The sequence below is a fragment of the Pseudomonas sp. FW300-N1A1 genome (genome assembly GCF_058789115.1).
The window spans coordinates 78,520-99,866 of record NZ_JBYTBK010000004.1 but is presented as its reverse complement, the minus strand read 5'-3'; the positions used below and the strand labels follow the sequence as shown (position 1 = coordinate 99,866).

The window sequence follows — 21,347 nt, the reverse complement described above, 5'->3', positions numbered from 1 at the left end:
GCGCCGTGCATTCAAATGTCGAGAATCCAGGAGTGATCCATGCCACATGAAGGCAACCTGCTGCAGGCCGCAGTCGTTTTTTTATTCGCGGCCGTGCTCACCGTGCCTCTGGCCAAGCGCCTGCAACTGGGGGCGGTGCTGGGCTACCTGCTGGCCGGGGTGCTCATCGGGCCTGCCGTGCTGGGGTTGATCGACAACCCGCAAAGCGTCATGCACATTTCCGAACTCGGTGTCGTACTGCTGCTGTTCATCATCGGCCTGGAGCTGTCGCCACGACGCCTGTGGGTGATGCGCAAATCGGTGTTCGGTGTCGGTCTGGCGCAAGTGCTGCTGACCGGTTCAGTGATCGGGGTGCTGGCGTACTACACCTTTGGCCAGCCGCTCAACAGTGCCGTCGTGCTCGGCCTGGGGCTGGCGTTGTCGTCCACTGCCTTCGGCCTGCAAAGCCTGGCCGAGCGCAAGGAGCTGACCAGCCCCCACGGGCGGCTGGCGTTTGCCATCCTGCTGTTCCAGGACATCGCGGCGATCCCGCTGATCGCCATGGTCCCGCTGCTGGCCGGCGTCGACCACAGCACCAGCACGGCCGAGAACCTCGATCATGGCCTGCGGGTGCTGGGCAGCATCGCCGTGGTGGTGGTCGGTGGCCGCTACCTGTTGCGCCCGGTGTTTCGCATCGTCGCCAAGGCCAACCTGCCGGAAGTCTCCACCGCCACCGCCTTGCTGGTGGTGATGGGTACCGCGTGGCTGATGGACGAAGTCGGCGTGTCGATGGCCCTCGGTGCGTTCCTCGCCGGCTTGCTGCTGGCGGACTCCGAGTACCGGCATGAACTGGAAGCCCAGATCGAACCCTTCAAGGGCCTGCTGCTGGGGTTGTTTTTCATGAGCGTCGGCATGGGCGCCAACATCAGCCTGCTGTTCAGCGCCCCGGCGACCGTGCTGGGCCTGACCCTGTTGTTGATCGCCCTCAAGTTGCCCCTGCTGTACCTGGTCGGGCGCATGGCCGGTGGCCTGAATCGGTTGAGTGCCGTGCGCCTGGGGATTGTGCTGGCCGCCGGTGGCGAGTTTGCGTTCGTGGTGTTCAAGATCGGGCGCGATCACGGCTTGTTCGACACCCGGCTGTACGACATGCAAGTGTTGACCATCACCCTGTCCATGGCGCTGACGCCGCTGTTGCTGCTGATGTGCGCGCGCCTGGTGAAAAACCGGGTCGAGCCGATCGCCGTGCCGCCGCACCTGCGGGAAATCGACTCCGATACCCCGCGCGTGGTGATCGCCGGCATGGGCCGCATGGGGCAGATCGTGGCGCGGATCCTGCGGGCACAAAAGATCAGTTTCGTGGCCCTCGATACCTCGGTGGAAACCATCGAACTGTCCCGTAGCTTTGGCGGCGTGCCGGTGTTTTACGGCGACCCGATGCGCCCGGAGATCCTCAGCGCGGCCAAGGTCGGCCAGGCGGAATTCTTCGTGATCGCCACCAATGACCCGGAGACCAATATCAAGACCGCCGCCCTGGTGCGCAAACTCTATCCCCACGTCAAGATCATCGCCCGAGCCCGTAACCGCCAGCACGTGCACCGCCTGATGGACCTGGGCACCGAGGCCGTGCGGGAAACCTATTACTCCAGCCTGGAAATGAGCCGCCGCACCCTGGTGGGCCTGGGGCTCAGCCAGAGCCAGGCCGATTCGCGCATCGAGCGCTTCAAGCACCACGACGAACAAGTGCTCGAGACCCAGCATGCGATCTACGATGACGCCGCCAAAGTCATGCAGACCGCGCAACAGGCTCGTGCCGACCTGGCACGCCTGTTCGACGCCGACCAGATTGAAGAGCAATCGGGCAAGGGTTGAACCGAGGAGGACCACAGGATGAGTGACGCTGCCCCCGCGCTGAAGGAAATCTTCAACGCCGAGCGCTTCGAACATATCGCCACGCAACTGTGCGCGGTGTACCCGCCGTTCGACGCCAGGGGGTTCCTGGCAATGGCCAACGACGGCCTGAGCGAGCTGTCGGTGATGCAACTCATGGCCCGGGTGGGCGACTGCCTGCACGCGGTGTTGCCACTGAACTACGAGCAAACCCTGGACATCCTGCATCCACTGGCACCGCGGCTGAACAGCAGTTTTGTCAGCATGTGCCTGCCACAGTACGTCGCCACCTACGGGATGCACGCCTACGAACAGTCAATGGCCGCGCTGAAGTACTTCACCCGCTTCGGCTCCTCGGAGTTCGCGGTCCGGCATTTTCTGCGCAGCGATTTCGAACGCTCCATGGCGTTGATGCACGACTGGTCGCTGGATGCCAACGAGCACGTACGCCGCCTGGCCAGCGAGGGTAGCCGCCCGCGCCTGCCCTGGTCGTTTCGCCTGGAGCGGGTGCAGGCCGACCCGACCTTGGCGGCGGCGATCCTCGACAACCTCAAGGCCGACAGCAGCCTCTATGTACGCAAGTCGGTGGCCAACCACCTCAACGACATCACCAAGGACCATCCCGAGTGGGTGCTGGGCCTGATCGAAGGCTGGTCGCTGGAGGACCCGCGCACGGCATGGATCGCCAAACATGCCCTGCGCAGCCTGATCAAACAGGGCAACCGGCGGGCATTGGCGATCATCGGTGCCGGTGGCAGGCCTGAAGTGCGGATCATCGACCTGAAGGTCAACCCACCGGTGATTGCGCTGGGGCAAACCATCACCCTGTCGTTTGCCATCAAGTCCACGACCGAGGACAGTCAGCGCCTGGTGATCGACTATGCCATCGACTACGTCAAGGCCAACGGCAGCACGTCGACAAAGGTCTTCAAGCTCAAGGTCCTGACGCTGCCCGGCAAGGCCTGCGAGACCATCTCCCGTGCCCAGTCCATCAGGGCACTGACCACCCGAAAGCATTACCCGGGCCTGCATGCAGTGCATGTGCTGGTGAATGGCGAACGGCTGGCCAGCAGCGCGTTCGAATTGCTTCCTTGAAATACCCCGCCCTGCAGGCGCGAACGTACCGCGCCTACGGGGCAACGGGGCCCAGCAACAGCGCCTGCTCGCTGTCGCACAACTGCACCACGTAATCCCATAACACCCGCAACCGTACCGACTTGTGCAGCTCGCGGCGGGTGCTGATCCAGTAGCTGCGCTGCAGGCTTTCGGCGGGCAGCAGTGGCACCAGGCCCGGGTCGTTGCTGGCCATGTAGCACGGCAGGACCGCGATCCCCAGCCCCGCTCGCGCCGCCTGTTGCTGGGCAATCACGCTGGTGCTATGAAACACCACCTGCGGACTGCGGCAGAAACTGTTGAGGAACATCAGTTCCTGGCTGAACAGCAGGTCGTCGACGTAGCCGATCCAGGCATGCCGCGCCAGGTCTTCGCGACTGCGCAGCGGTGGCGAGCGGTCCAGATAGTCCTGACTGGCATACAGCGCCAGGCGGTAGTCGGTCAGCTTGCGGGTCACCAGCATGTCGGCGGCCGGGCGCTCCAGGTGAATACTGATCTCGGCCTCGCGGTTGAGGATGCTGACAAAGCGCGGCACCGCCACCAACTCCACCTCCAGCCCCGGATAACGATCGAACAGCCCTTTCATGCGGCTGGCGAGGAACATGATGCCCAGGCCCTCGGTCACACCGACGCGGATCTTGCCCAACGGCGCGGTGGACTGGGTGATCTCCTCCTGCGCCAGCAAGGCGACGTTCTCCATGGCCTCGGCGTGCTTGAGCAGCGCTTCGCCGGCCGGGGTCAGCTCATAGCCCTGGGCCTGCTGGACGAACAGCGCCGTCCCTAGGCTCTTCTCAATCGCCTCGATATGCCGGGCCACGGTGGCGTGGGTGGTTTTCAGGCGCCGCGCGGCGGTCAGCAACCGCCCGCTGCGTTGCAACTCGAGAAAAAACCGCAAGTCATTCCAGTCGAACATCTGCCATCCCTGAATCCATGCCTGTGGATCGCTGTTTAAAAACGCACAGCGGCTGAGCAAAAACTAACATTCTTTTACCGAAAACTAACAACTAGGATGGATCCCAATAAGAACAACACGCTGCGAGGTCATGGATGCAACCTGCCGTTGATGCATACGATTACATCGTGGTCGGCGCCGGGCCGGCCGGTTGCCTGCTGGCCAATCGGCTGAGCGCCAACCCGCAGCACCGGGTGTTGCTGCTCGAAGCGGGTGGGCGCGACAACTATCCGTGGATTCACATTCCCGTGGGTTACCTGTTCTGCATCGGCAACCCGCGTACCGACTGGTGCTACAAGACGCAAGCACAAGCCGGCCTGCAGGACCGCAGCCTGAGCTACCCGCGGGGCAAGGTGCTGGGGGGCAGTTCCTCGATCAACGGCATGATCTACATGCGTGGCCAGGCCACCGATTACGATGGTTGGGCCGCCGACGGCAACCCCGGCTGGAGCTGGAGCGACGTACTGCCGCTGTTCAAGCGCAGCGAAAACCACTTTGCCGGTGACTCGGACTTTCATGGCGCCGCCGGGGAATGGCGGGTCGAACGCCAGCGCCTGTCATGGCCGATTCTCGATGCCTTCCGCACGGCCGCCGAACAAAGTGGCATCGCCAACATCGATGACTTCAACCAGGGCGACAACGAAGGCTGCGGCTACTTTCAGGTCAACCAGAAAGCCGGAGTCCGCTGGAACGCGGCCAAGGCCTTTCTCAAACCCGTTGCCCAGCGTGCCAACCTCACCGTGCTGACCGGCGTCGAGGTCGACCGCGTGCTGCTGGAGAACGGCCGGGCCAGCACCGTCATGGCCCGCTGGCAGGGCCAGGCCACCTCATTCCGCGCCCGCCGGGAAATCATCCTCAGCGCCGGCTCCGTCGGCTCGCCGAGCATCCTGCAACGCTCCGGTATCGGCCCTGCCAGCTTGCTCAAGCGCCTGGGGATAGGCGTCGTTCATGAACTCAACGGCGTCGGCGGCAACCTGCAGGATCACTTGCAGCTGCGGTTGATCTACACACTGGAAAACGCCCGCACCCTGAACCAGATCGCCGGTAGTGTGTGGGGTAAAATGGGCATGGGCCTGCGCTATCTGTACGACCGCAGCGGTCCGCTGGCGATGGCCCCCAGCCAACTGGGCGCCTTTGCCCGCTCCGGGCCGGAGCAGACTTCGGCAAACCTCCAGTACCATGTCCAGCCGCTGTCGCTGGAGCGTTTCGGCGAGCCCTTGCACCCCTTCGCGGCATTCACCGCGTCGGTCTGCGACCTGCGCCCACAAAGCCGTGGCCGGGTGGAGATCGGCTCCACCGACCCGCAACACGCACCCTTGATCCAGCCCAACTACCTGAGTCACCCCGAAGACTTGCGGGTGGCCGCCGATGCCATTCGCCTGACCCGGCGCATTGTCGCCGCACCGGCCCTGCAGCCATTCAACCCGGTGGAATACCTGCCGGGCGCGGCCTTGCAGACAGAAGAGCAGCTGCATGAAGCCGCCGCGCGGATCGGCACCACCATCTTCCACCCGGTCGGCACCTGCCGCATGGGCCACGACGCCGAAGCCGTGGTGGACGCCCAGCTACGGGTGCACGGCATTCCCGGCCTGCGCATCGCCGATGCCTCGATCATGCCGCGCATCACCTCCGGCAATACCTGTTCACCCACGCTGATGATCGCCGAGAAAGCGGCGCAGCTGATTCTCGCCGCATCGACAAGGAGCACCGCACCGGACAAACACCTGACCGCACTGTCTTGAAACACCTGCTCGCTCGCCAATGGAATAGCGGCGCCCGCCCACAAGGCCGGCGCTGACAGTGGAACAACAATAAATAAACACTGTGAGGGAAACCGATATGTCAGAACAGGCTCAAGCTGTCGCCGGAACGCTCAGCGCCGGCACCAGCAAGGATACGCAGAAAGTCATTTTCGCCTCGTCCCTGGGGACGGTCTTCGAGTGGTACGACTTCTTCCTCTACGGCGCCCTCGCGGCGGTGATCAGCAAACAGTTCTTTGCCGGGGTCAACGACACGACGGCCTTTATCTTCGCCCTGATGGCCTTCGCCGCCGGTTTCATCGTGCGCCCCTTCGGCGCCCTGGTGTTCGGCCGCCTGGGGGACATGATCGGGCGCAAGTACACCTTCCTGGCGACCATCGTCCTGATGGGGGTGGCAACCTTCTGTGTCGGCCTGTTGCCCAACTACGCCAGCATCGGGATTGCCGCGCCGATCATCCTGGTGGTGCTGCGCATGCTCCAGGGCCTGGCACTGGGCGGCGAATACGGCGGGGCTGCAACCTACGTCGCCGAGCACGCGCCCATGGGCAAGCGCGGTTTCCACACCAGCTGGATTCAGTCCACCGCCACCCTCGGCCTGCTGCTGTCGCTGCTGGTGGTGCTCGGCTGTCGTTACTTCACCGGTGACCAGTTCGAAGTTTGGGGCTGGCGCATTCCGTTCCTGCTGTCGATCGTGCTGCTGGGCATTTCCACCTGGATCCGCCTGAGCCTGCACGAGTCGCCGGCGTTCCTGAAAATGAAGGAGGAAGGCAAGTCCTGCAAGGCACCGATCCGCGAATCCTTCGGCAACTGGGAAAACCTCAAGGTCGTCCTGATCGCCCTGTTCAGCATCAACGCCGGGCAAGCGGTGACCTTCTACGCCGCCCAGTTCTATGTGCTGTTCTTCCTCACCCAGTTCCTGAAAATGGACCCTGCCCTGGCCAATACCTTGCTGATCGTCAGCGTGGTGATCGGCGCGCCGTTCTTCGTGTTCTTCGGCTGGTTGTCGGACCGGGTCGGCCGCAAGCCGATCCTGATGCTCGGCCTGCTGCTGGCCACCGTGCTGTACTTCCCGATCTTCAAGACCCTCGCCCACTACGCCAACCCGGCGATCGACCGCGCCAGCCAGCAGGCGCCGATCACCGTGCTGGCCGACCCGGCAACCTGCACCTTCCAGTTCGACCCGGTGGGCAAGGCACGCTTTGACAGCCCTTGCGACAAGGTCAAGACCTTCCTGGTCAAACAGGGCCTGCCCTACAACAGCGAAGCCGCACCGGCCGGCAGCAACGTGCAGGTGAGCATCGGCGAAGTGAAAATCGACGGTTACGACGAAGCCGCCCTGCGCGGTGCCGTGACCCTGGCCGGCTATCCGCAGACGGCCGACACCCAGTTGATCAACAAACCGATGATCGTCGCCCTGATCGTGGCCCTGATCATCATCTCGGCCATGTGCTACGGGCCGCTGGCGGCGCTGATGGTCGAGCTGTTCCCGACCCGCATCCGCTACACCTCAATGTCCCTGCCCTATCACATCGGCAATGGCTGGTTCGGCGGCTTCCTGCCGACCGTGTCGTTCGCGCTGGTGGTGTACACCGGGGATATCTTCTACGGGCTGTGGTATCCGGTGCTGATCACCGGGGTCAGCCTGGTGGTGGGCTTGTTGTGCCTGCGTGAAACCAAGGATGTGGACCTGAACAAGAACTGATCCGCGACACGGGCCCGTCCACTCACAGCAGTGGGCGGGCCTTTTTTTGCCAGCTCGCAACGCTTGCGCCAGCCAGCGGGATGGCTGCAAACAGGAAAAATCCGTCTAGGATTGACTCCACCCCTTTGTGCATCCAGGAGCTGCCACGTCATGTCCTTCCAAGCCTATCTCGACAACATCCAGGCCAAGACCGGCAAATCGCCGGCCGACCTCAAGCAACTGGCGAACGAAAAGGGCTTCGCCGAAGACGGCAAATTGAAAGCGGGCGTCAAGGCCGGCCAGATCATCGAATGGCTCAAGTCCGACTTCGACCTGGGCCATGGACACTCCATGGCGATTTACGCGCTGCTCAAGGGTAAAGAGTCCTGACTACCCAGGCCGACTGACTGAAGAAACCACCCGGGATAATGCCGATCAGTTAAGCCAAAGACCAGCCGAACATAGAACCCGTGGCGAGGGAGCTTGCTCCCTCGCCACGGGTTCTATGTTCGGTTTTATTTCTCTTAACTGACCGGCATTAACCACCCGGGCCCATGATAATCAGCGGCACTTTCATGGGCGCCGGGTGGAACAACATCGTTATATATCGGCTGTTCTTAACACCCCCCACTTGCATCCATCCAACTCTCACCTGTCTGATACCTGAATAATATGCCTTCCAAGGTTGACTTCATTAAGTCGCCTGCGTAAATTGCGCGGGCCGGTTATTCCGGCCTTTTTTCAACTCACAAAAGAATCCAATGGACACAGTATCTAGACGCTGTCTGGCTGATGCGAATGTGCAGAGCCGGGCACTTAACCCAAATATTGACGGGACTCGACACCTCGGTCGGGTGAGCTGCGCTAGGGCTTGACGCTCCGCCGTAACTTGCCTCACCGGCGCCAGTCCGGTCGCGAGGCATGTTATGAACTTCACATCCACGGTAATACCCGGTGTCCGCGCCTTCGCCAATGCGACGCGCGCCAAGCGGTGCCACGCGCAAGCAACCATGGCCCGCGCCACCTTGTCCTCCCCTCCTTCGCGCCTGCAGCATCATCTGCGTGCCCATTGGCGCGTCTGTCCCCTGAGCGGGCAACTCCAGCAACGCTGGCGCCTGGACGAAAGCCAGGAACCACCGAACCGCCGCTTCGCGCATCTGTTGCAGCAGGTCGGCCGCGTGCTCGGCCTGAACTTCGGCGCGCGCACTTTCAGTTGACCTGAACGTTCTACCGACTCTTTAACCAGCGTTTTCCTTATTCAGGAATTCGGCAACTTTCTATTGCCTGCTTAAACATAAAAAACAGTGGATACCACCATGGACGAAGCCAGTAGACGGTTCGCTGCATACCCGTTGTTGCCCGGTATGCAGCGAACGTTAAAGCATAAGAAACATAACTCCCTGAATCGATCGCTTATGGGCGGCTCGACATACTTTCGCTCGTCTTTCATTAGTTGAGTTGTCGGTGTGTCGTGCCGCAAGCCTGCGGCAGGAGCACACGCTATGACCACCGTAAAAACCCCGAAAAAAACCACCCAGGGCGCCACAGCCGACGACACCCGGCTGTCGATGCGCGCTGCCCGTGAGGCACAGAACGGCCTGGCGGTGACCTTCGCCAACGTCAAGACCACCCCCGCTGGCCTGACCGAACTCGACGCCGAAGGCCGCTTGCAACGTGAAGGCTTCAACGAGGTCGCCCACGACAAGCCGCCCCACGCCCTGGTGCAAGTGCTCAAGGCCTTCAACAACCCCTTCATCTACGTGCTGATGACGCTGACCCTCATCAGCTTCATCACCGACTTCTGGCTGCCCCTGCAGGAAGGCGAGGAAACCGACCTGACCGGGGTCATCATCGTCCTGGTCATGGTCCTGGCCAGCGGCCTGATGCGCTTCTGGCAGGAGTACCGCTCCGGCAAGTCCGCCGAGGCCCTCAAATCCATGGTACGCACCACCGCCACCGTGCTGCGCCGCGAGCAGGTGGGCAGCAAGTCGGTGCTGCGCGAAGTGCCGATGCGTGAACTGGTAGCGGGCGACATCATCCAGTTGTCTGCCGGCGACATGATCCCGGCGGATGTCCGGCTGATCGAATCCCGGGACCTGTTTATCAGTCAGGCGGTCCTGACCGGTGAAGCCTTGCCGGTCGAGAAGTACGACACCCTGGGCAACGTCGCCCAGAAATCCGCCTCCGCCACGGCGGCCGACCAGGCCAACCTGCTGGACTTGCCCAATATCTGCTTCATGGGCACCAACGTGGTCAGCGGCACCGCCCGGGCAGTCGTCGTCGCCACCGGCCCGCGCACCTACTTCGGTTCGCTGGCCAAGGCCATCGTCGGCTCGCGGGTGCAAACCGCCTTCGACCGGGGAGTGAACAGCGTCAGCTGGCTGCTGATCCGCTTCATGCTGGTGATGGTGCCGGTGGTGCTGTTGATCAATGGCTTCACCAAGGGCGACTGGAGCGAAGCCTTCATGTTTGCCCTGGCGGTCGCCGTCGGCCTGACCCCGGAAATGCTGCCGATGATCGTCAGCGCCAACCTGGCCAAGGGTGCGGTGGCGATGGCCAAGCGCAAGGTGGTGGTCAAGCGCCTCAATGCGATCCAGAACTTCGGTTCGATGGACGTGCTGTGCACCGACAAGACCGGCACCCTGACCCAGGACAAGATCATCCTCGAGCATCACATCAACGTTGATGGACAGCGCGATGACTCGATCCTGGAACTGGCCTGGCTCAACAGCCATCACCAGAGCGGCATGAAAAACCTGATGGACCAGGCGGTGGTGCAGTTCGCCGAACGCAACCCGAAGTTCCAGCCGCCGTTCGCCTACAGCAAGGTCGATGAACTGCCGTTCGACTTCATTCGCCGGCGCCTGTCGATCATCGTCAAGGACAGCCGCGACGATCACCTGCTGATCTGCAAAGGCGCGGTCGAGGAGATGCTGAGCATCGCCAGCCACATCCAGGAGGACGGCGTGGTCGTTCACCTGGACCCACAGCGACGCGTCGAGTTGCTGAACAAGGCTTGCGAATACAACGAAGACGGTTTCCGCGTACTGCTGCTGGCCACCCGCAAGATCCCCAAGGCCCAGAGTAAACACCAGTACACCACCAGCGATGAGCGGGAGTTGGTGATCCGTGGCTTCCTGACCTTCCTCGATCCGCCAAAGGAAACCGCCGGGCCGGCGATTGCCGCACTGCGTGACATGGGCGTGACCGTCAAGGTGCTGACTGGCGACAACGCCGTGGTGACCTGCAAGATCTGCCGCGAAGTCGGGCTGGAGCCCGGCACGCCCCTGCTTGGGCAGGATATCGAACGCATGGACGAAGCGACCCTCAAGCGCCGGGTCGAAGAGCGCACGGTATTCGCCAAGCTCACCCCGTTGCAGAAATCCCGGGTACTCAAGGCCTTGCAATCGAACGGTCACACTGTGGGCTTTCTCGGCGACGGGATCAACGACGCCCCGGCCCTGCGGGACGCCGACGTGGGCATCTCGGTCGACAGCGGCACCGACATCGCCAAGGAGTCGGCGGACATCATCCTGCTGGAAAAGAGCCTGATGGTGCTCGAAGAAGGTGTCCTCAAAGGCCGCGAGACCTTCGGCAACATCATGAAGTACCTGAACATGACCGCCAGCTCGAACTTCGGCAACGTGTTTTCGGTGCTGGTGGCCAGTGCTTTCATTCCGTTCCTGCCGATGCTGGCGATCCACCTGCTGCTGCAAAACCTGATGTACGACATCTCTCAGCTGGCACTGCCCTGGGACAAGATGGACAAGGAGTACCTGAGCAAACCGCGCAAGTGGGACGCCAAGAACATCGGGCGCTTCATGCTGTGGATCGGGCCGACCTCGTCGATCTTCGACATCACCACCTTTGCCCTGATGTGGTACGTGTTCGCCGCCAACAGCGTGGAAATGCAGACCCTGTTCCAGTCCGGCTGGTTCATCGAAGGGTTGCTCTCGCAAACCCTGGTGGTGCACATGCTGCGCACGCAAAAGATCCCGTTCTTCCAGAGCACCGCCGCGTTGCCGGTGATCCTGATGACCGGGTTGGTGATGGTGCTGGGCATCTACATTCCGTTCTCGCCACTGGGCACGCTGGTCGGCCTGCAACCGCTGCCGTGGTCGTACTTCCCGTGGTTGGTGGGCACCCTGCTCAGCTACTGCGTGGTCGCGCAGTTGATGAAGACCCTGTACATCCGCCGTTTCAAGCAATGGTACTGAGTGCCTGAACCCCACCACCGATGGGTCATGGGCCGCCTCACGGCCCATGACCCAGGGCACTTTCATGGAGCAACCACATGAAACAGGATCAAGCACCATGCGTGTGCTGATGTGCGCCGGGCGCCACTACGCCGATCGCCTAACCTGCCGCCAGGTGCTCAACGCCTTCCAGCGCCTGCACAAGATCAGCGTGCTGATTCACGGCGGCCATCCGCTGCTGGGCGGCGAGGTCGAAGACTGGGCCCGGGAACAAGGCGTCGACATCGTGCGCTATCCCCCCAACTGGCAGTTGCACGGCAAGCAGGCCGAGCGCCTGCGCAACACCTTCATGCTCAACGACAGCCGACCGGACATCGTCATCGCCTTGCCCGGCGGCGAAGACACCCAGGCACTGCTGGCCCAGGCCAACGCCTCCGATATCCGGACCCTATCGATCAACGAACGGAACTGACCCCGCTCACTCCCTGAATCAAGGAGGCACCCGCGCGCCTGCGCACTGCCTCCCTCAAACGCATCACGCAGAGGTCAACATGCCAAAGCACCCATCCCACCGCCGTACCCGTTCATTCACCCACGACCTGCCGCCTGCCAAGCGTCGCATGCTGCGGCGCAACCTGATGTTCGTCGGCATGACCCTGACGGCCATTGCCGGCCTGTCACTGATCTCTAAAGCCAACGCCGCTGGCGGTGCCTACGTGGTCGACGACGGCGCCATCAATGCCCCCGGCGAATGCAATGTCGACCTGTGGAACCAAAGCGGCCGACACAATCATTCCGCCAACAATCTGGTGCTGTCCCAGGCCTGTACCTTCAAGGGGCTTCCCGGGATTCAACTGGGCGCCGCCATCGAGCACGGCCGTGACGACGGGGATGGCGAAACCCAAGTCAGCCCGCAACTCAAGGCGCAACTGCTCAACCGCGAAGACCTCGGCCTGCAACTGGCCCTGGCCGCCAACGCCCACGTGACCATCAACCGGGCGCACGCCTTCGACGGCGCCGACCTCAGCCTGCCCCTGACCTACACGCCGATCCAGACCCTGCGCCTGAACCTCAATGCCGGCTGGGCCCATGCCTATGACGAAGGTGAGCAGAACCACCGCTGGACCTGGGGCACAGGTGTGGAATACGACCTGGCCGACGCCCTGACCCTGATCGCCGAACGCTTCGGCCAGCGTGGCGGCCAACAGGCGTGGCAGGCCGGGCCGCGGTTGCACATTGGCGAACGCCTGGATCTGGATTTAGTGGTCGGACGCGACCTGACCCAGGACCGCGATCAGTGGCTGACGACCGGGGTGACGTTGCGGTTCTAGCGCCGGGCGCCTGCACTATCCATTGCCATTGGGAAACACCAACCGAAACACCGTCACACTCCCCGGCAGGCTCTGCACCTGGGCCTGGCCCTGGTGCAGGCTCATGATCGAGCGCACGATCGCCAGCCCCAGGCCAGTGCCGCCCTCAGCGCGCGAGCGGCTGTGTTCGACCCGGTAGAAGCGCTCGAACAGGTGCGGCAAATGCTGCGTCGCAATGCCGGCGCCGGGGTTGCCCACCAATACCGAGACCTGCTCGGTATGGGACTCGATGACGATGGACACCTCGTTGCCCGCCGGGCAGTGGCGGATGGCATTCGACAACAGGTTGGACATCGCGCGCTGGATCATCAGCCGATCACCCAGGGTATGCCCGGCGCCCGAGACTCGCAGGCTGATGCGTTTTTCTTCGGCCGTCAGGGAAAACAGGTCCACGACCTTCCGCGCTTCGTCTTCCAGGGTAATCCGTTCAAACGGCACCAGGGCCGCCGGATGGCTGACCTGGGCCAGGAACAGCATGTCGGACACGATCCGGTTGACCCGCCCCAACTCTTCCGTACACGACTCCAGTACCGCCTTGTACTCGGTGCTCGGCCGCTCGCGCGACAACGTCACCTGGGCCTTGCCCATCAGGTTGGTGATCGGCGTGCGCAGTTCGTGGGCCAGGTCATCGGAGAACTGCGACAACTGCTGCACGCCGCTGTCGAGCCGGTGCAGCATGAAATTGATGCCATGGGCCAGTTCGCTGAGCTCCTGGGGCATGTTGACCTCGGACAGGCGATGGCTCAGGTCCTGGGCGCAGATCATTGCCGCTACCTTGCGAAACTCGCGCAGGGGCGCAAGACCCCGCTGGACAATCGCCCACGCACTGAGGCCGATCAGGATCAGCAGCAAGGGCAAGGCAATCAGGGTCGAACTGAGGTAGGCGCTGAGCAGCGCTTCGTCATTGGAGCGATCGATCGACAACAGCACCGGCACCGAGTCGCCATTCTTCAACGCCACCAATTGGGTCGCGGTGAGGAAGTGCCGGCCCTCACCGTCCGAGCGGCTGAAATACGAGACCCGGTCCAGGCTCGCAGTGGCGGCTTTGCGCCGGGCGAGTGCCGAGGCTGGCGGTTCACTGCCGACACTGAGCAACGGCGTGGTCGGGTTGTTCTTGTCGAGGATCGTCAGGTTCAGGTTGTCATGGCCCATCACCTGGTCCAGCAGCGAGTGCGGCTTGAGCGCGATATCGCTGGCGGTCAGGCCCATCGACAGACTGTGCTCGAGTTGCTGCATCTTTTTCTCGAGGCTGTTTTTCGCCATCGAGTCGAGTTCATGGGTCAGCGCCAGGAACGCCAGCACCGCCAGCAACACCACCAGCACCGCACCCAGGACGCTCACCGTCAGCCCCAACCGCATCGACAGGCTGGCCGGCTTCATTCCCTCGCCTCCAGCACATAGCCGACGCCGCGCAAGGTGTGAATCAGCTTGCTGTCGAACGGGTCGTCGATTTTTGCCCGCAAGCGCCGGATCGAGACTTCGACCACGTTGGTGTCGCAATCAAAGTTCATGTCCCACACCAGGGAAATGATCTGGGTGCGCGACAGCACTTCACCGGACTGGCGCATCAACAGGTGCAGCAACGCGAACTCCTTGGTGGTCAGGTCGATGCGTTGTTCGCCGCGATAGGCCCGGTGCCGACCTTGATCCAGTTCGAGGTCCGCTACTTTCAGTACCTGTGGCACCGGTATCTGCTCGCTGCGGCGCAACAAGGTACGCACCCGAGCCAGTAACTCGGGAAACTCGAATGGCTTGACCAGATAGTCATCCGCCCCCAGGTCCAGCCCCCTGACCTTGTCGGCCAGGCGCCCCCTGGCGGTCAACATCATCACCCGGGTGTTGCCACTCTTGCGGATCAGCTCCAGCACGCCCCAGCCATCGATCTCGGGCAGATTCACGTCCAGTATCACCAGGTCATAGGCCTGTTGCCGGGCCAGGTGAAGTCCATCCGGACCGGTCGAGGCACAATCCACGACATAACCACTTTCACTCAGGCCTTGATGCAAGTACTCGGCGGTTTTTAGTTCATCCTCGACCACAAGGATTCGCATAAATATTTACCCTTAAACAAGTAACGACGGGATAACTTCAGAAAAATGAGAGCACGTTGACTATTGAACTTTCTGATCGAATTACAACGATTTATACGACGACATAGAGGGTGGACTTCCTACATAACAGGCCTGCCACGGTAAAGCCTGAAGTGGCTTCAGGGTCAACGCAAAGCCCCGTGCTTGATAGCGGCAAATCGCTCTTCGCGACGAAATGCCGCAGCGCACTGTCGAAACGGGCCGGGGCCCTCATGAATAAAACAACCTGGCAAGAGCACTTCAGCAGATAAGCCTAGAGCTTTTGTTTCGTCATGTTGCATATCCTTCAAGCAGCATCGCCTGACACTTCATATCCTAATGTAAAAAATGACCGACAAACCGCGGATAACGTATTTGTAATTATCCAGTCACCTTGCTGATAAGTGCGGACTACTACATTCACGCCAATCAATTTTCGCTTTGAAGGAAAGACTAAAGTGCATGGATATAGTGCGGTCATCCACCCCCCCAGGATCAGCAAATTAATATCCCTTCCCGGTGTTCTGCTGATCACCGCGATGCTCCTCGGTACTTCGTTGCCTGCCGTCGCGCAAGGGCCGACGCTGACCCTGGATCAGGCCCTCGACAGCGCCTTTGCCAACAACCCGGAGCTGGCGGCCGCGCAGTGGGACGTGGGTATCGCCCAGGGTGAACGCCAACAGGCCGGACTGATCCCCAACCCGGAACTGTCCTGGGAGGCCGAGGACACCCGGCGCGAATCCCGCACCACCACGATGATGCTCAGCCAGCCCCTGGAACTGGGCGGCAAACGCGGTGCCCGAATCGAAGTCGCCAGCCGCGCGCAGGATGCGGTCAATGTGGACCTGGAGCGCAAACGCAACGGCTTGCGAGCCGATGTGATCGCCGCCTTCTACGGCTCGTTCACCGCGCAGCAACGCCTGCAACTGACGCAACAATCCCTGCAATTGGCCGAGCGTGGCTTGAGTGTTGCCCAAGGGCAAATTAACGCGGGCAAATCGTCGCCCGTTGAAGCGACCCGTGCGCAGGTGCAATTGTCAGAGGTGCGCCTTGAACTGCGGCGTGCCGAACGGGACCAGGCCAACGCCTTTCAACAACTGGCGCAAGTCACGGGGGCGCCACAGGCCGGTTTTTCCCGCGTCGAGGTCCCGGCCACCCCGCCGCCCGCCATCCCGCCTTCCCCGCTGTTGCTGGCTCGCCTCGCCGAGACCGCCGAGATGCGTCTGGCGCGATTGCAAATCACTGAGAAAGAAGCCGCGTTGGACCTGGAAAGAGCCCGACGCATCCCTGACCTGACGGTGAGCGTGGGTAGCCAGTACAGCGAAACCGACCGCGAGCGGGTCAACGTCGTCGGCCTGTCGATGCCCATTCCCTTGTTCGACCGCAACCAGGGCAACGTCCTGGCCGCCGCCCGCCGGGCCGACCAGGCGCAGGACCTGCGCAACGCCGCCGAGCTGCGCCTGCGCAGCGAAATCCAGTCCAGCCTTGACCAATGGGCCACCGCCAGCACCGAAGTGAAGGCCTTCAACCAGGTGATCCTGCCGGCCGCGCAAAGCGCCGTCGACACCGCCACCCGTGGCTTTGAAATGGGCAAGTTCAACTTCCTCGATGTACTCGACGCCCAGCGCACGCTGATCAGTGCGCGTAGCCAGTACATCCAGGCCATGGCCGATTCCACCGACGCCTGGGTACGCATCGAACGCATCTACGGCGATACCCGCGCCCTCACCCCCTGAATCCTTTTCAACCGACGTTTTTCTCACCCGCGCAGTCGAGCCATGCCCGCTTGACGCCAGGGTGCAAGGAGTTTGCATGGACAAAAAAATTATCCTGGCCATCGCGTTGACCCTGATGGCCGGCGTCGGCCTGGGCTCATTGCTGACGGGCAAGGCTCAGCCCCCCGTCACCAACAAGCAGGCCCAGGCCGACCAGGGCGCTGCAGAGCCCGCCGGCGCCCACGATGAAGAGGAGCCCGAGGCTGAAGGTCACCTGGCGCTCAGCGATGAACAGATCGAAGCCGCCGGCATTCAACTGGCCGAAACCCGGGCGCAGGCCATCGGCCTGGCATTACCTTTTCCCGGTGAAGTCCGTTTCGACGAAGACCGCACCGCACACGTGGTGCCCCGTGCCACCGGCGTGGTCGAGCAAGTACTGGTCAACCTCGGGCAGTCGGTGAAAAAAGGTCAGCTGCTGGCGGTGATTGCCAGCCAGCAGGTCTCCGAACAACGCAGCGAACAAGCCGCGGCCCAGCGGCGCGTGGAGCTGGCGCGTACCACCTATGCGCGTGAACGCCAGTTGTGGCAGGACAGGATCTCCGCCGAGCAGGATGTCCTGCTGGCGCGCCAGGCCCTGCAAGAAGCCGAAATCGCCCTGAACAACGCCCGGCAGAAAATCAGCGCCCTGAGCGGCAGCACCACCGCCCAGGGCGGCAACCGTTATGAGCTGCGGGCGCCGTTCGATGGCGTGGTGGTGGAAAAACACCTGACCCTGGGCGAAGTGGTCAACGACACCACCAGCGTGTTGACCCTCTCCGACCTGTCGCGGGTCTGGGTGACCTTTGGCGTGTCGCCCAAGGATTTGAGCAGCGTGCTGGTGGGCAAGTCGGTGACGGTCAACGCCCCGGAACTGAAGGCCGAAGTGACCGGCACCGTGTCTTACGTCGGCAGCCTGCTGGGGGAGCAAACCCGCACCGCCACGGTCCGCGTCACCCTGGAAAACCCCCAGGGCGCCTGGCGGCCGGGCCTGTTCGTCAACGTGCGGGTGAGCACCGACACCCGCCAGGCCAGGGTCGCGGTACCGGAAGCCGCGATCCAGACCGTGGAGGACAAACCCACGGTGTTCGTGCGTACCGAAGACGGCTTCCAGGCACAACCGGTGGTACTCGGCAGTCGCGCCGCCGGCCAGGTTGAAATCACCCAGGGACTGGAGGCCGGGGTGCTCGTCGCCACGACCGGCAGCTTCGTCCTCAAGTCAGAACTGGGCAAGGCCTCGGCCGAGCACGCTCACTGATCCACCACTGGCACAAGAAGGTCACTATGTTCGAACGCCTGATCCAATTCGCCATCGAGCAGCGCATTATCGTGCTGCTCGCGGTGCTGCTCATGGCTGGTCTGGGTATCGCCAGCTACCAGAAACTACCGATCGACGCGGTACCGGACATCACCAACGTCCAGGTACAGATCAACACCTCGGCCGCCGGTTTTTCACCGCTGGAAACCGAACAGCGCATCACCTTCCCCATCGAGACCGCGATGGCCGGCTTGCCGGCCCTGGAGCAAACGCGCTCGCTGTCGCGCTCCGGGCTTTCGCAAGTCACGGTGATTTTCAAGGAAGGCACGGACCTGTTCTTCGCCCGGCAACTGGTCAACGAACGGCTGCAGGTGGCCAGGGAGCACCTGCCCGACGGCGCGGACCCGATGATGGGGCCGATCTCCACGGGCCTGGGGGAGATTTTCCTGTGGACGGTGGAAGCCGAGGACGGTGCGCTCAAGGAGGACGGCAGCGCCTACACGCCCACCGACCTGCGGGTGATCCAGGACTGGATCATCAAGCCGCAACTGCGCAACGTCCCCGGCGTCGCCGAGATCAACACCATCGGCGGTTTCGCCAAGGAATACCAGATCGCGCCGGACCCCAAGCGCCTGGCCGCCTACAAGCTGACCCTCACCGACCTGGTGACCGCGCTGGAACGCAACAATGCCAACGTCGGCGCCGGTTACATCGAGCGCAGTGGCGAGCAACTGCTGATTCGCGCGCCCGGCCAGGTGGCGAGCATCGAGGACATCGCCAATATCGTGATGGCTAACGTCGACGGCACGCCGATCCGCATCCGCAACGTCGCCAACGTCGACATCGGCCGCGAACTGCGCACTGGCGCCGCCACCGAGAACGGCCGTGAGGTGGTGCTGGGCACGGTGTTCATGCTGATCGGCGAAAACAGCCGCAGCGTCTCCCAGGCCGTGGCCGACAAACTGCAACAGATCAACCGCACGCTGCCCAAGGGCGTGGTCGCGGTCACTGTCTACGACCGCACCACGCTGGTGGACAAGGCCATCGCCACGGTGAAGAAAAACCTCATCGAGGGCGCGATCCTGGTGATCGCCGTGCTGTTCCTGTTCCTGGGCAACATCCGCGCGGCACTGATCACCGCCATGGTGATCCCACTGGCCATGCTCTTCACCTTCACCGGCATGTTCACCAACAAGGTCAGTGCCAACCTGATGAGCCTTGGCGCGCTGGACTTCGGCATCATTGTCGACGGCGCCGTGGTGATTGTCGAAAACGCCATCCGCCGCCTGGCCCACGCCCAGCAACATCACGGCCGCCTGCTCAGCCGCTCCGAGCGCATGCACGAAGTGTTCGCCGCGGCCAGGGAAGCCCGTCGACCGTTGATCTACGGCCAGTTGATCATCATGGTGGTGTACCTGCCGATCTTTGCCCTCACCGGGGTCGAGGGCAAAATGTTCCACCCGATGGCGTTCACCGTGGTGATCGCCCTGCTGGGCGCCATGTTGCTGTCGGTGACCTTCGTGCCGGCCGCCATCGCGATGTTCGTCACCGGCAAGGTCAAGGAAGAGGAAAACCTGGTGATGCGCGGTGCCCGGCGGGCCTATGCGCCGGCGCTGGACTGGGTCATGGGCCACCGCGCGCTGGCGTTTGCCCTGGCCCTCGGGGTGATCGGTGTCTGCGGTGTGGTCGCCAGCCGCATGGGCAGCGAGTTTGTGCCCAGCCTCAGCGAAGGCGACTTCGCCCTGCAGGCCATGCGAGTGCCGGGCACCAGCCTGACGCAGTCGGTGGACATGCAGCGGCGCCTTGAGCAACGGGTACTGGAAAAAGTCCCCGAGGTGCAGCGCATGTTCGCCCGCACCGGTACCGCCGAGATTGCCTCGGACCCGATGCCGCCGAACATCTCCGACAGTTACGTGATGCTCAAGCCGAAAGACCGGTGGCCTGACCCGAGCAAATCCCGTGAGGCATTGATTGCCGATATCCAGCGGGTGATCGAGCAAGTGCCGGGAAGCAACTATGAACTGTCGCAGCCGATCCAGTTGCGTTTCAACGAGCTGATTTCCGGGGTGCGCAGCGATGTGGCGGTGAAAGTCTTTGGCGACGACATGGCCGTGCTGAACAGCACCGCGGCGAAGATTGCGGCATCGATGCAGAAGGTCGAGGGTGCCTCCGAGGTCAAGGTGGAACAGACCACGGGCCTGCCGGTGCTGACCATCGACATCGACCGCGACAAGGCCGCGCGCTACGGGCTGAACGTCGGCGATGTGCAGGACACCATCGCCGTCGCCGTGGGCGGACGGTCGGCCGGCACCCTGTATGAAGGTGACCGGCGCTTCGACATGGTGGTGCGTCTTTCCGACGCCATGCGCCAGGACGTCGAGGGCCTGTCGAAGCTGTTGATTCCGGTGCCGGCCCTGCTCAATGGCAGCGCCGACCAGATCGGTTTCATTGCCCTGTCGGAAGTCGCCAGCCTCGACCTGGCGCCGGGGCCGAATCAGGTCAGTCGCGAAAACGGCAAGCGCCTGGTGATCGTCAGCGCCAACGTGCGCGGGCGCGACATCGGCTCCTTTGTCCAGCAGGCCGGCGCGCAGATCGAGCAGGACGTGGCCATCCCCGCCGGCTACTGGATCAGTTGGGGTGGACAGTTCGAACAACTGCAATCGGCGGCCAAGCGCTTGCAGGTCGTGGTACCCGTGGCCTTGCTGCTGGTATTCGCCCTGCTGTTCATGATGTTCAACAATCTCAAGGACGGCCTGCTGGTGTTCACCGGGATCCCGTTCGCCCTGACCGGCGGCGTGATGGCGCTGTGGCTGCGGGATATCCCGCTGTCGATCTCGGCCGGCGTCGGCTTCATCGCGCTGTCGGGGGTGGCGGTGCTCAACGGGCTGGTGATGATCGCCTTCATCCGCAACCTGCGCGAGGAAGGACGCTCACTCAGCGTGGCAGTCAACGAAGGCGCCTTGACCCGCCTGCGACCGGTGCTGATGACCGCCCTGGTCGCATCCCTGGGCTTCATCCCCATGGCACTGGCCACCGGCACCGGTGCTGAAGTGCAGCGGCCGCTGGCGACCGTGGTGATCGGCGGCATCTTGTCTTCCACAGCCCTGACATTGCTGATATTGCCGGCGTTGTATCACTGGGCCCACCGACGGGATGAAGAGGAACCCGGCAAACCCCTCACGGAATCCGGCCACTAACCCGACCAGCGCCAACCACCCGCCCCCGGTTCTCGGTGGCGGTTATCCAACCCCTATCCCCGTGGCGAGCGAGCTTGCTCGCGCTGGGGTGCGAAGCGCCCCCAACCAGACTGTTGCCGACTTTCAGATAAACC

General features: G+C 62.8%; 15 protein-coding genes. 12 read left to right on the top strand and 3 right to left on the bottom strand.

Annotation, left to right across the window (positions count from 1 at the left end; genetic code table 11):
• Positions 1-39 precede the first annotated feature (39 nt).
• Complete coding sequence (locus AC3WQN_RS05160; protein ID WP_492589287.1) at positions 40-1,848, top strand: monovalent cation:proton antiporter-2 (CPA2) family protein; 1,809 nt, start codon at positions 40-42, stop codon at positions 1,846-1,848.
• 18 nt (positions 1,849-1,866) lie between these two features.
• Positions 1,867-2,961, top strand: coding sequence for a DNA alkylation repair protein (locus AC3WQN_RS05155; protein ID WP_103398967.1), 1,095 nt, complete (start codon positions 1,867-1,869; stop codon positions 2,959-2,961).
• Positions 2,962-2,995: 34 nt separating this feature from the next.
• Here the strand turns inward: AC3WQN_RS05155 and AC3WQN_RS05150 are convergent, their stop codons facing one another.
• Positions 2,996-3,892 carry a LysR family transcriptional regulator gene (locus tag AC3WQN_RS05150; protein WP_103398966.1) on the bottom strand — a complete coding sequence of 299 codons (897 nt, stop codon included), beginning with the start codon at positions 3,890-3,892 and terminating at the stop codon, positions 2,996-2,998.
• A 134-nt stretch (positions 3,893-4,026) separates the two neighbouring features.
• Here AC3WQN_RS05150 and AC3WQN_RS05145 point away from each other — a divergent pair, with 134 nt between their 5' ends.
• The 7 genes from AC3WQN_RS05145 to AC3WQN_RS05115 all read left to right on the top strand — a co-directional run bounded on the left by AC3WQN_RS05145 (position 4,027) and on the right by AC3WQN_RS05115 (position 12,899).
• Entirely contained in the window at positions 4,027-5,673 is a 1,647-nt protein-coding gene (locus AC3WQN_RS05145; protein WP_103398965.1) for a GMC family oxidoreductase, read from the top strand.
• A gap of 97 nt (positions 5,674-5,770) precedes the next feature.
• On the top strand, positions 5,771-7,393 hold the full coding sequence (locus AC3WQN_RS05140) for an MFS transporter (protein ID WP_095144437.1): 1,623 nt from the start codon (positions 5,771-5,773) through the stop codon (positions 7,391-7,393).
• A gap of 150 nt (positions 7,394-7,543) precedes the next feature.
• A complete protein-coding gene (locus tag AC3WQN_RS05135; protein ID WP_095079128.1) occupies positions 7,544-7,762 on the top strand; it encodes a DUF4287 domain-containing protein in 219 nt (72 codons plus the stop codon).
• A gap of 536 nt (positions 7,763-8,298) precedes the next feature.
• Positions 8,299-8,589 (top strand): hypothetical protein, encoded by a 291-nt coding sequence (locus AC3WQN_RS05130; protein WP_103402340.1) that lies wholly within the window; start codon positions 8,299-8,301, stop codon positions 8,587-8,589.
• Between the two features lie 285 nt (positions 8,590-8,874).
• Positions 8,875-11,589, top strand: coding sequence for a magnesium-translocating P-type ATPase (gene mgtA / locus AC3WQN_RS05125; protein ID WP_103402339.1), 2,715 nt, complete (start codon positions 8,875-8,877; stop codon positions 11,587-11,589).
• A 97-nt stretch (positions 11,590-11,686) separates the two neighbouring features.
• On the top strand, positions 11,687-12,040 hold the full coding sequence (locus AC3WQN_RS05120; RefSeq protein ID WP_103402338.1) for a DUF2493 domain-containing protein: 354 nt from the start codon (positions 11,687-11,689) through the stop codon (positions 12,038-12,040).
• Positions 12,041-12,119: 79 nt separating this feature from the next.
• Positions 12,120-12,899, top strand: a complete 780-nt coding sequence (locus AC3WQN_RS05115) for a PA4824 family protein (protein ID WP_103402337.1) — start codon at positions 12,120-12,122, stop codon at positions 12,897-12,899.
• 15 nt (positions 12,900-12,914) lie between these two features.
• On the opposite strand, the gene AC3WQN_RS05110 is transcribed toward AC3WQN_RS05115, so the two are convergent.
• Together AC3WQN_RS05110 and AC3WQN_RS05105 are read right to left on the bottom strand one after the other, a co-directional pair.
• Positions 12,915-14,318: a heavy metal sensor histidine kinase gene (locus AC3WQN_RS05110; protein ID WP_103402336.1), complete on the bottom strand. Its 1,404-nt coding sequence runs from the start codon at positions 14,316-14,318 to the stop codon at positions 12,915-12,917.
• Positions 14,315-14,989 (bottom strand): heavy metal response regulator transcription factor, encoded by a 675-nt coding sequence (locus tag AC3WQN_RS05105; protein WP_103402335.1) that lies wholly within the window; start codon positions 14,987-14,989, stop codon positions 14,315-14,317. Before AC3WQN_RS05105 ends, AC3WQN_RS05110 begins: the two co-directional genes overlap by 4 nt.
• A 557-nt stretch (positions 14,990-15,546) precedes the next feature.
• Between AC3WQN_RS05105 and AC3WQN_RS05100 the strand changes: the two genes are divergently transcribed.
• From AC3WQN_RS05100 to AC3WQN_RS05090, 3 genes are all read left to right on the top strand, one after another.
• Positions 15,547-16,743: a TolC family protein gene (locus tag AC3WQN_RS05100; RefSeq protein WP_492589289.1), complete on the top strand. Its 1,197-nt coding sequence runs from the start codon at positions 15,547-15,549 to the stop codon at positions 16,741-16,743.
• Between the two features lie 76 nt (positions 16,744-16,819).
• Complete coding sequence (locus AC3WQN_RS05095; protein WP_103401944.1) at positions 16,820-18,016, top strand: efflux RND transporter periplasmic adaptor subunit; 1,197 nt, start codon at positions 16,820-16,822, stop codon at positions 18,014-18,016.
• A gap of 26 nt (positions 18,017-18,042) precedes the next feature.
• Positions 18,043-21,213 (top strand): CusA/CzcA family heavy metal efflux RND transporter, encoded by a 3,171-nt coding sequence (locus tag AC3WQN_RS05090; protein WP_103401945.1) that lies wholly within the window; start codon positions 18,043-18,045, stop codon positions 21,211-21,213.
• Positions 21,214-21,347 lie beyond the last annotated feature (134 nt).

Coding starts and splice junctions, on each gene's coding strand:
- AC3WQN_RS05160 (WP_492589287.1), top strand. CDS start 40: ATGCCACATGAAGGCAACCTGCTGCAGGCCGCAGTCGTTTTTTTATTC.
- AC3WQN_RS05155 (WP_103398967.1), top strand. CDS start 1,867: ATGAGTGACGCTGCCCCCGCGCTGAAGGAAATCTTCAACGCCGAGCGC.
- AC3WQN_RS05150 (WP_103398966.1), bottom strand. CDS start 3,892: ATGTTCGACTGGAATGACTTGCGGTTTTTTCTCGAGTTGCAACGCAGC.
- AC3WQN_RS05145 (WP_103398965.1), top strand. CDS start 4,027: ATGCAACCTGCCGTTGATGCATACGATTACATCGTGGTCGGCGCCGGG.
- AC3WQN_RS05140 (WP_095144437.1), top strand. CDS start 5,771: ATGTCAGAACAGGCTCAAGCTGTCGCCGGAACGCTCAGCGCCGGCACC.
- AC3WQN_RS05135 (WP_095079128.1), top strand. CDS start 7,544: ATGTCCTTCCAAGCCTATCTCGACAACATCCAGGCCAAGACCGGCAAA.
- AC3WQN_RS05130 (WP_103402340.1), top strand. CDS start 8,299: ATGAACTTCACATCCACGGTAATACCCGGTGTCCGCGCCTTCGCCAAT.
- mgtA (WP_103402339.1), top strand. CDS start 8,875: ATGACCACCGTAAAAACCCCGAAAAAAACCACCCAGGGCGCCACAGCC.
- AC3WQN_RS05120 (WP_103402338.1), top strand. CDS start 11,687: ATGCGTGTGCTGATGTGCGCCGGGCGCCACTACGCCGATCGCCTAACC.
- AC3WQN_RS05115 (WP_103402337.1), top strand. CDS start 12,120: ATGCCAAAGCACCCATCCCACCGCCGTACCCGTTCATTCACCCACGAC.
- AC3WQN_RS05110 (WP_103402336.1), bottom strand. CDS start 14,318: ATGAAGCCGGCCAGCCTGTCGATGCGGTTGGGGCTGACGGTGAGCGTC.
- AC3WQN_RS05105 (WP_103402335.1), bottom strand. CDS start 14,989: ATGCGAATCCTTGTGGTCGAGGATGAACTAAAAACCGCCGAGTACTTG.
- AC3WQN_RS05100 (WP_492589289.1), top strand. CDS start 15,547: ATGCTCCTCGGTACTTCGTTGCCTGCCGTCGCGCAAGGGCCGACGCTG.
- AC3WQN_RS05095 (WP_103401944.1), top strand. CDS start 16,820: ATGGACAAAAAAATTATCCTGGCCATCGCGTTGACCCTGATGGCCGGC.
- AC3WQN_RS05090 (WP_103401945.1), top strand. CDS start 18,043: ATGTTCGAACGCCTGATCCAATTCGCCATCGAGCAGCGCATTATCGTG.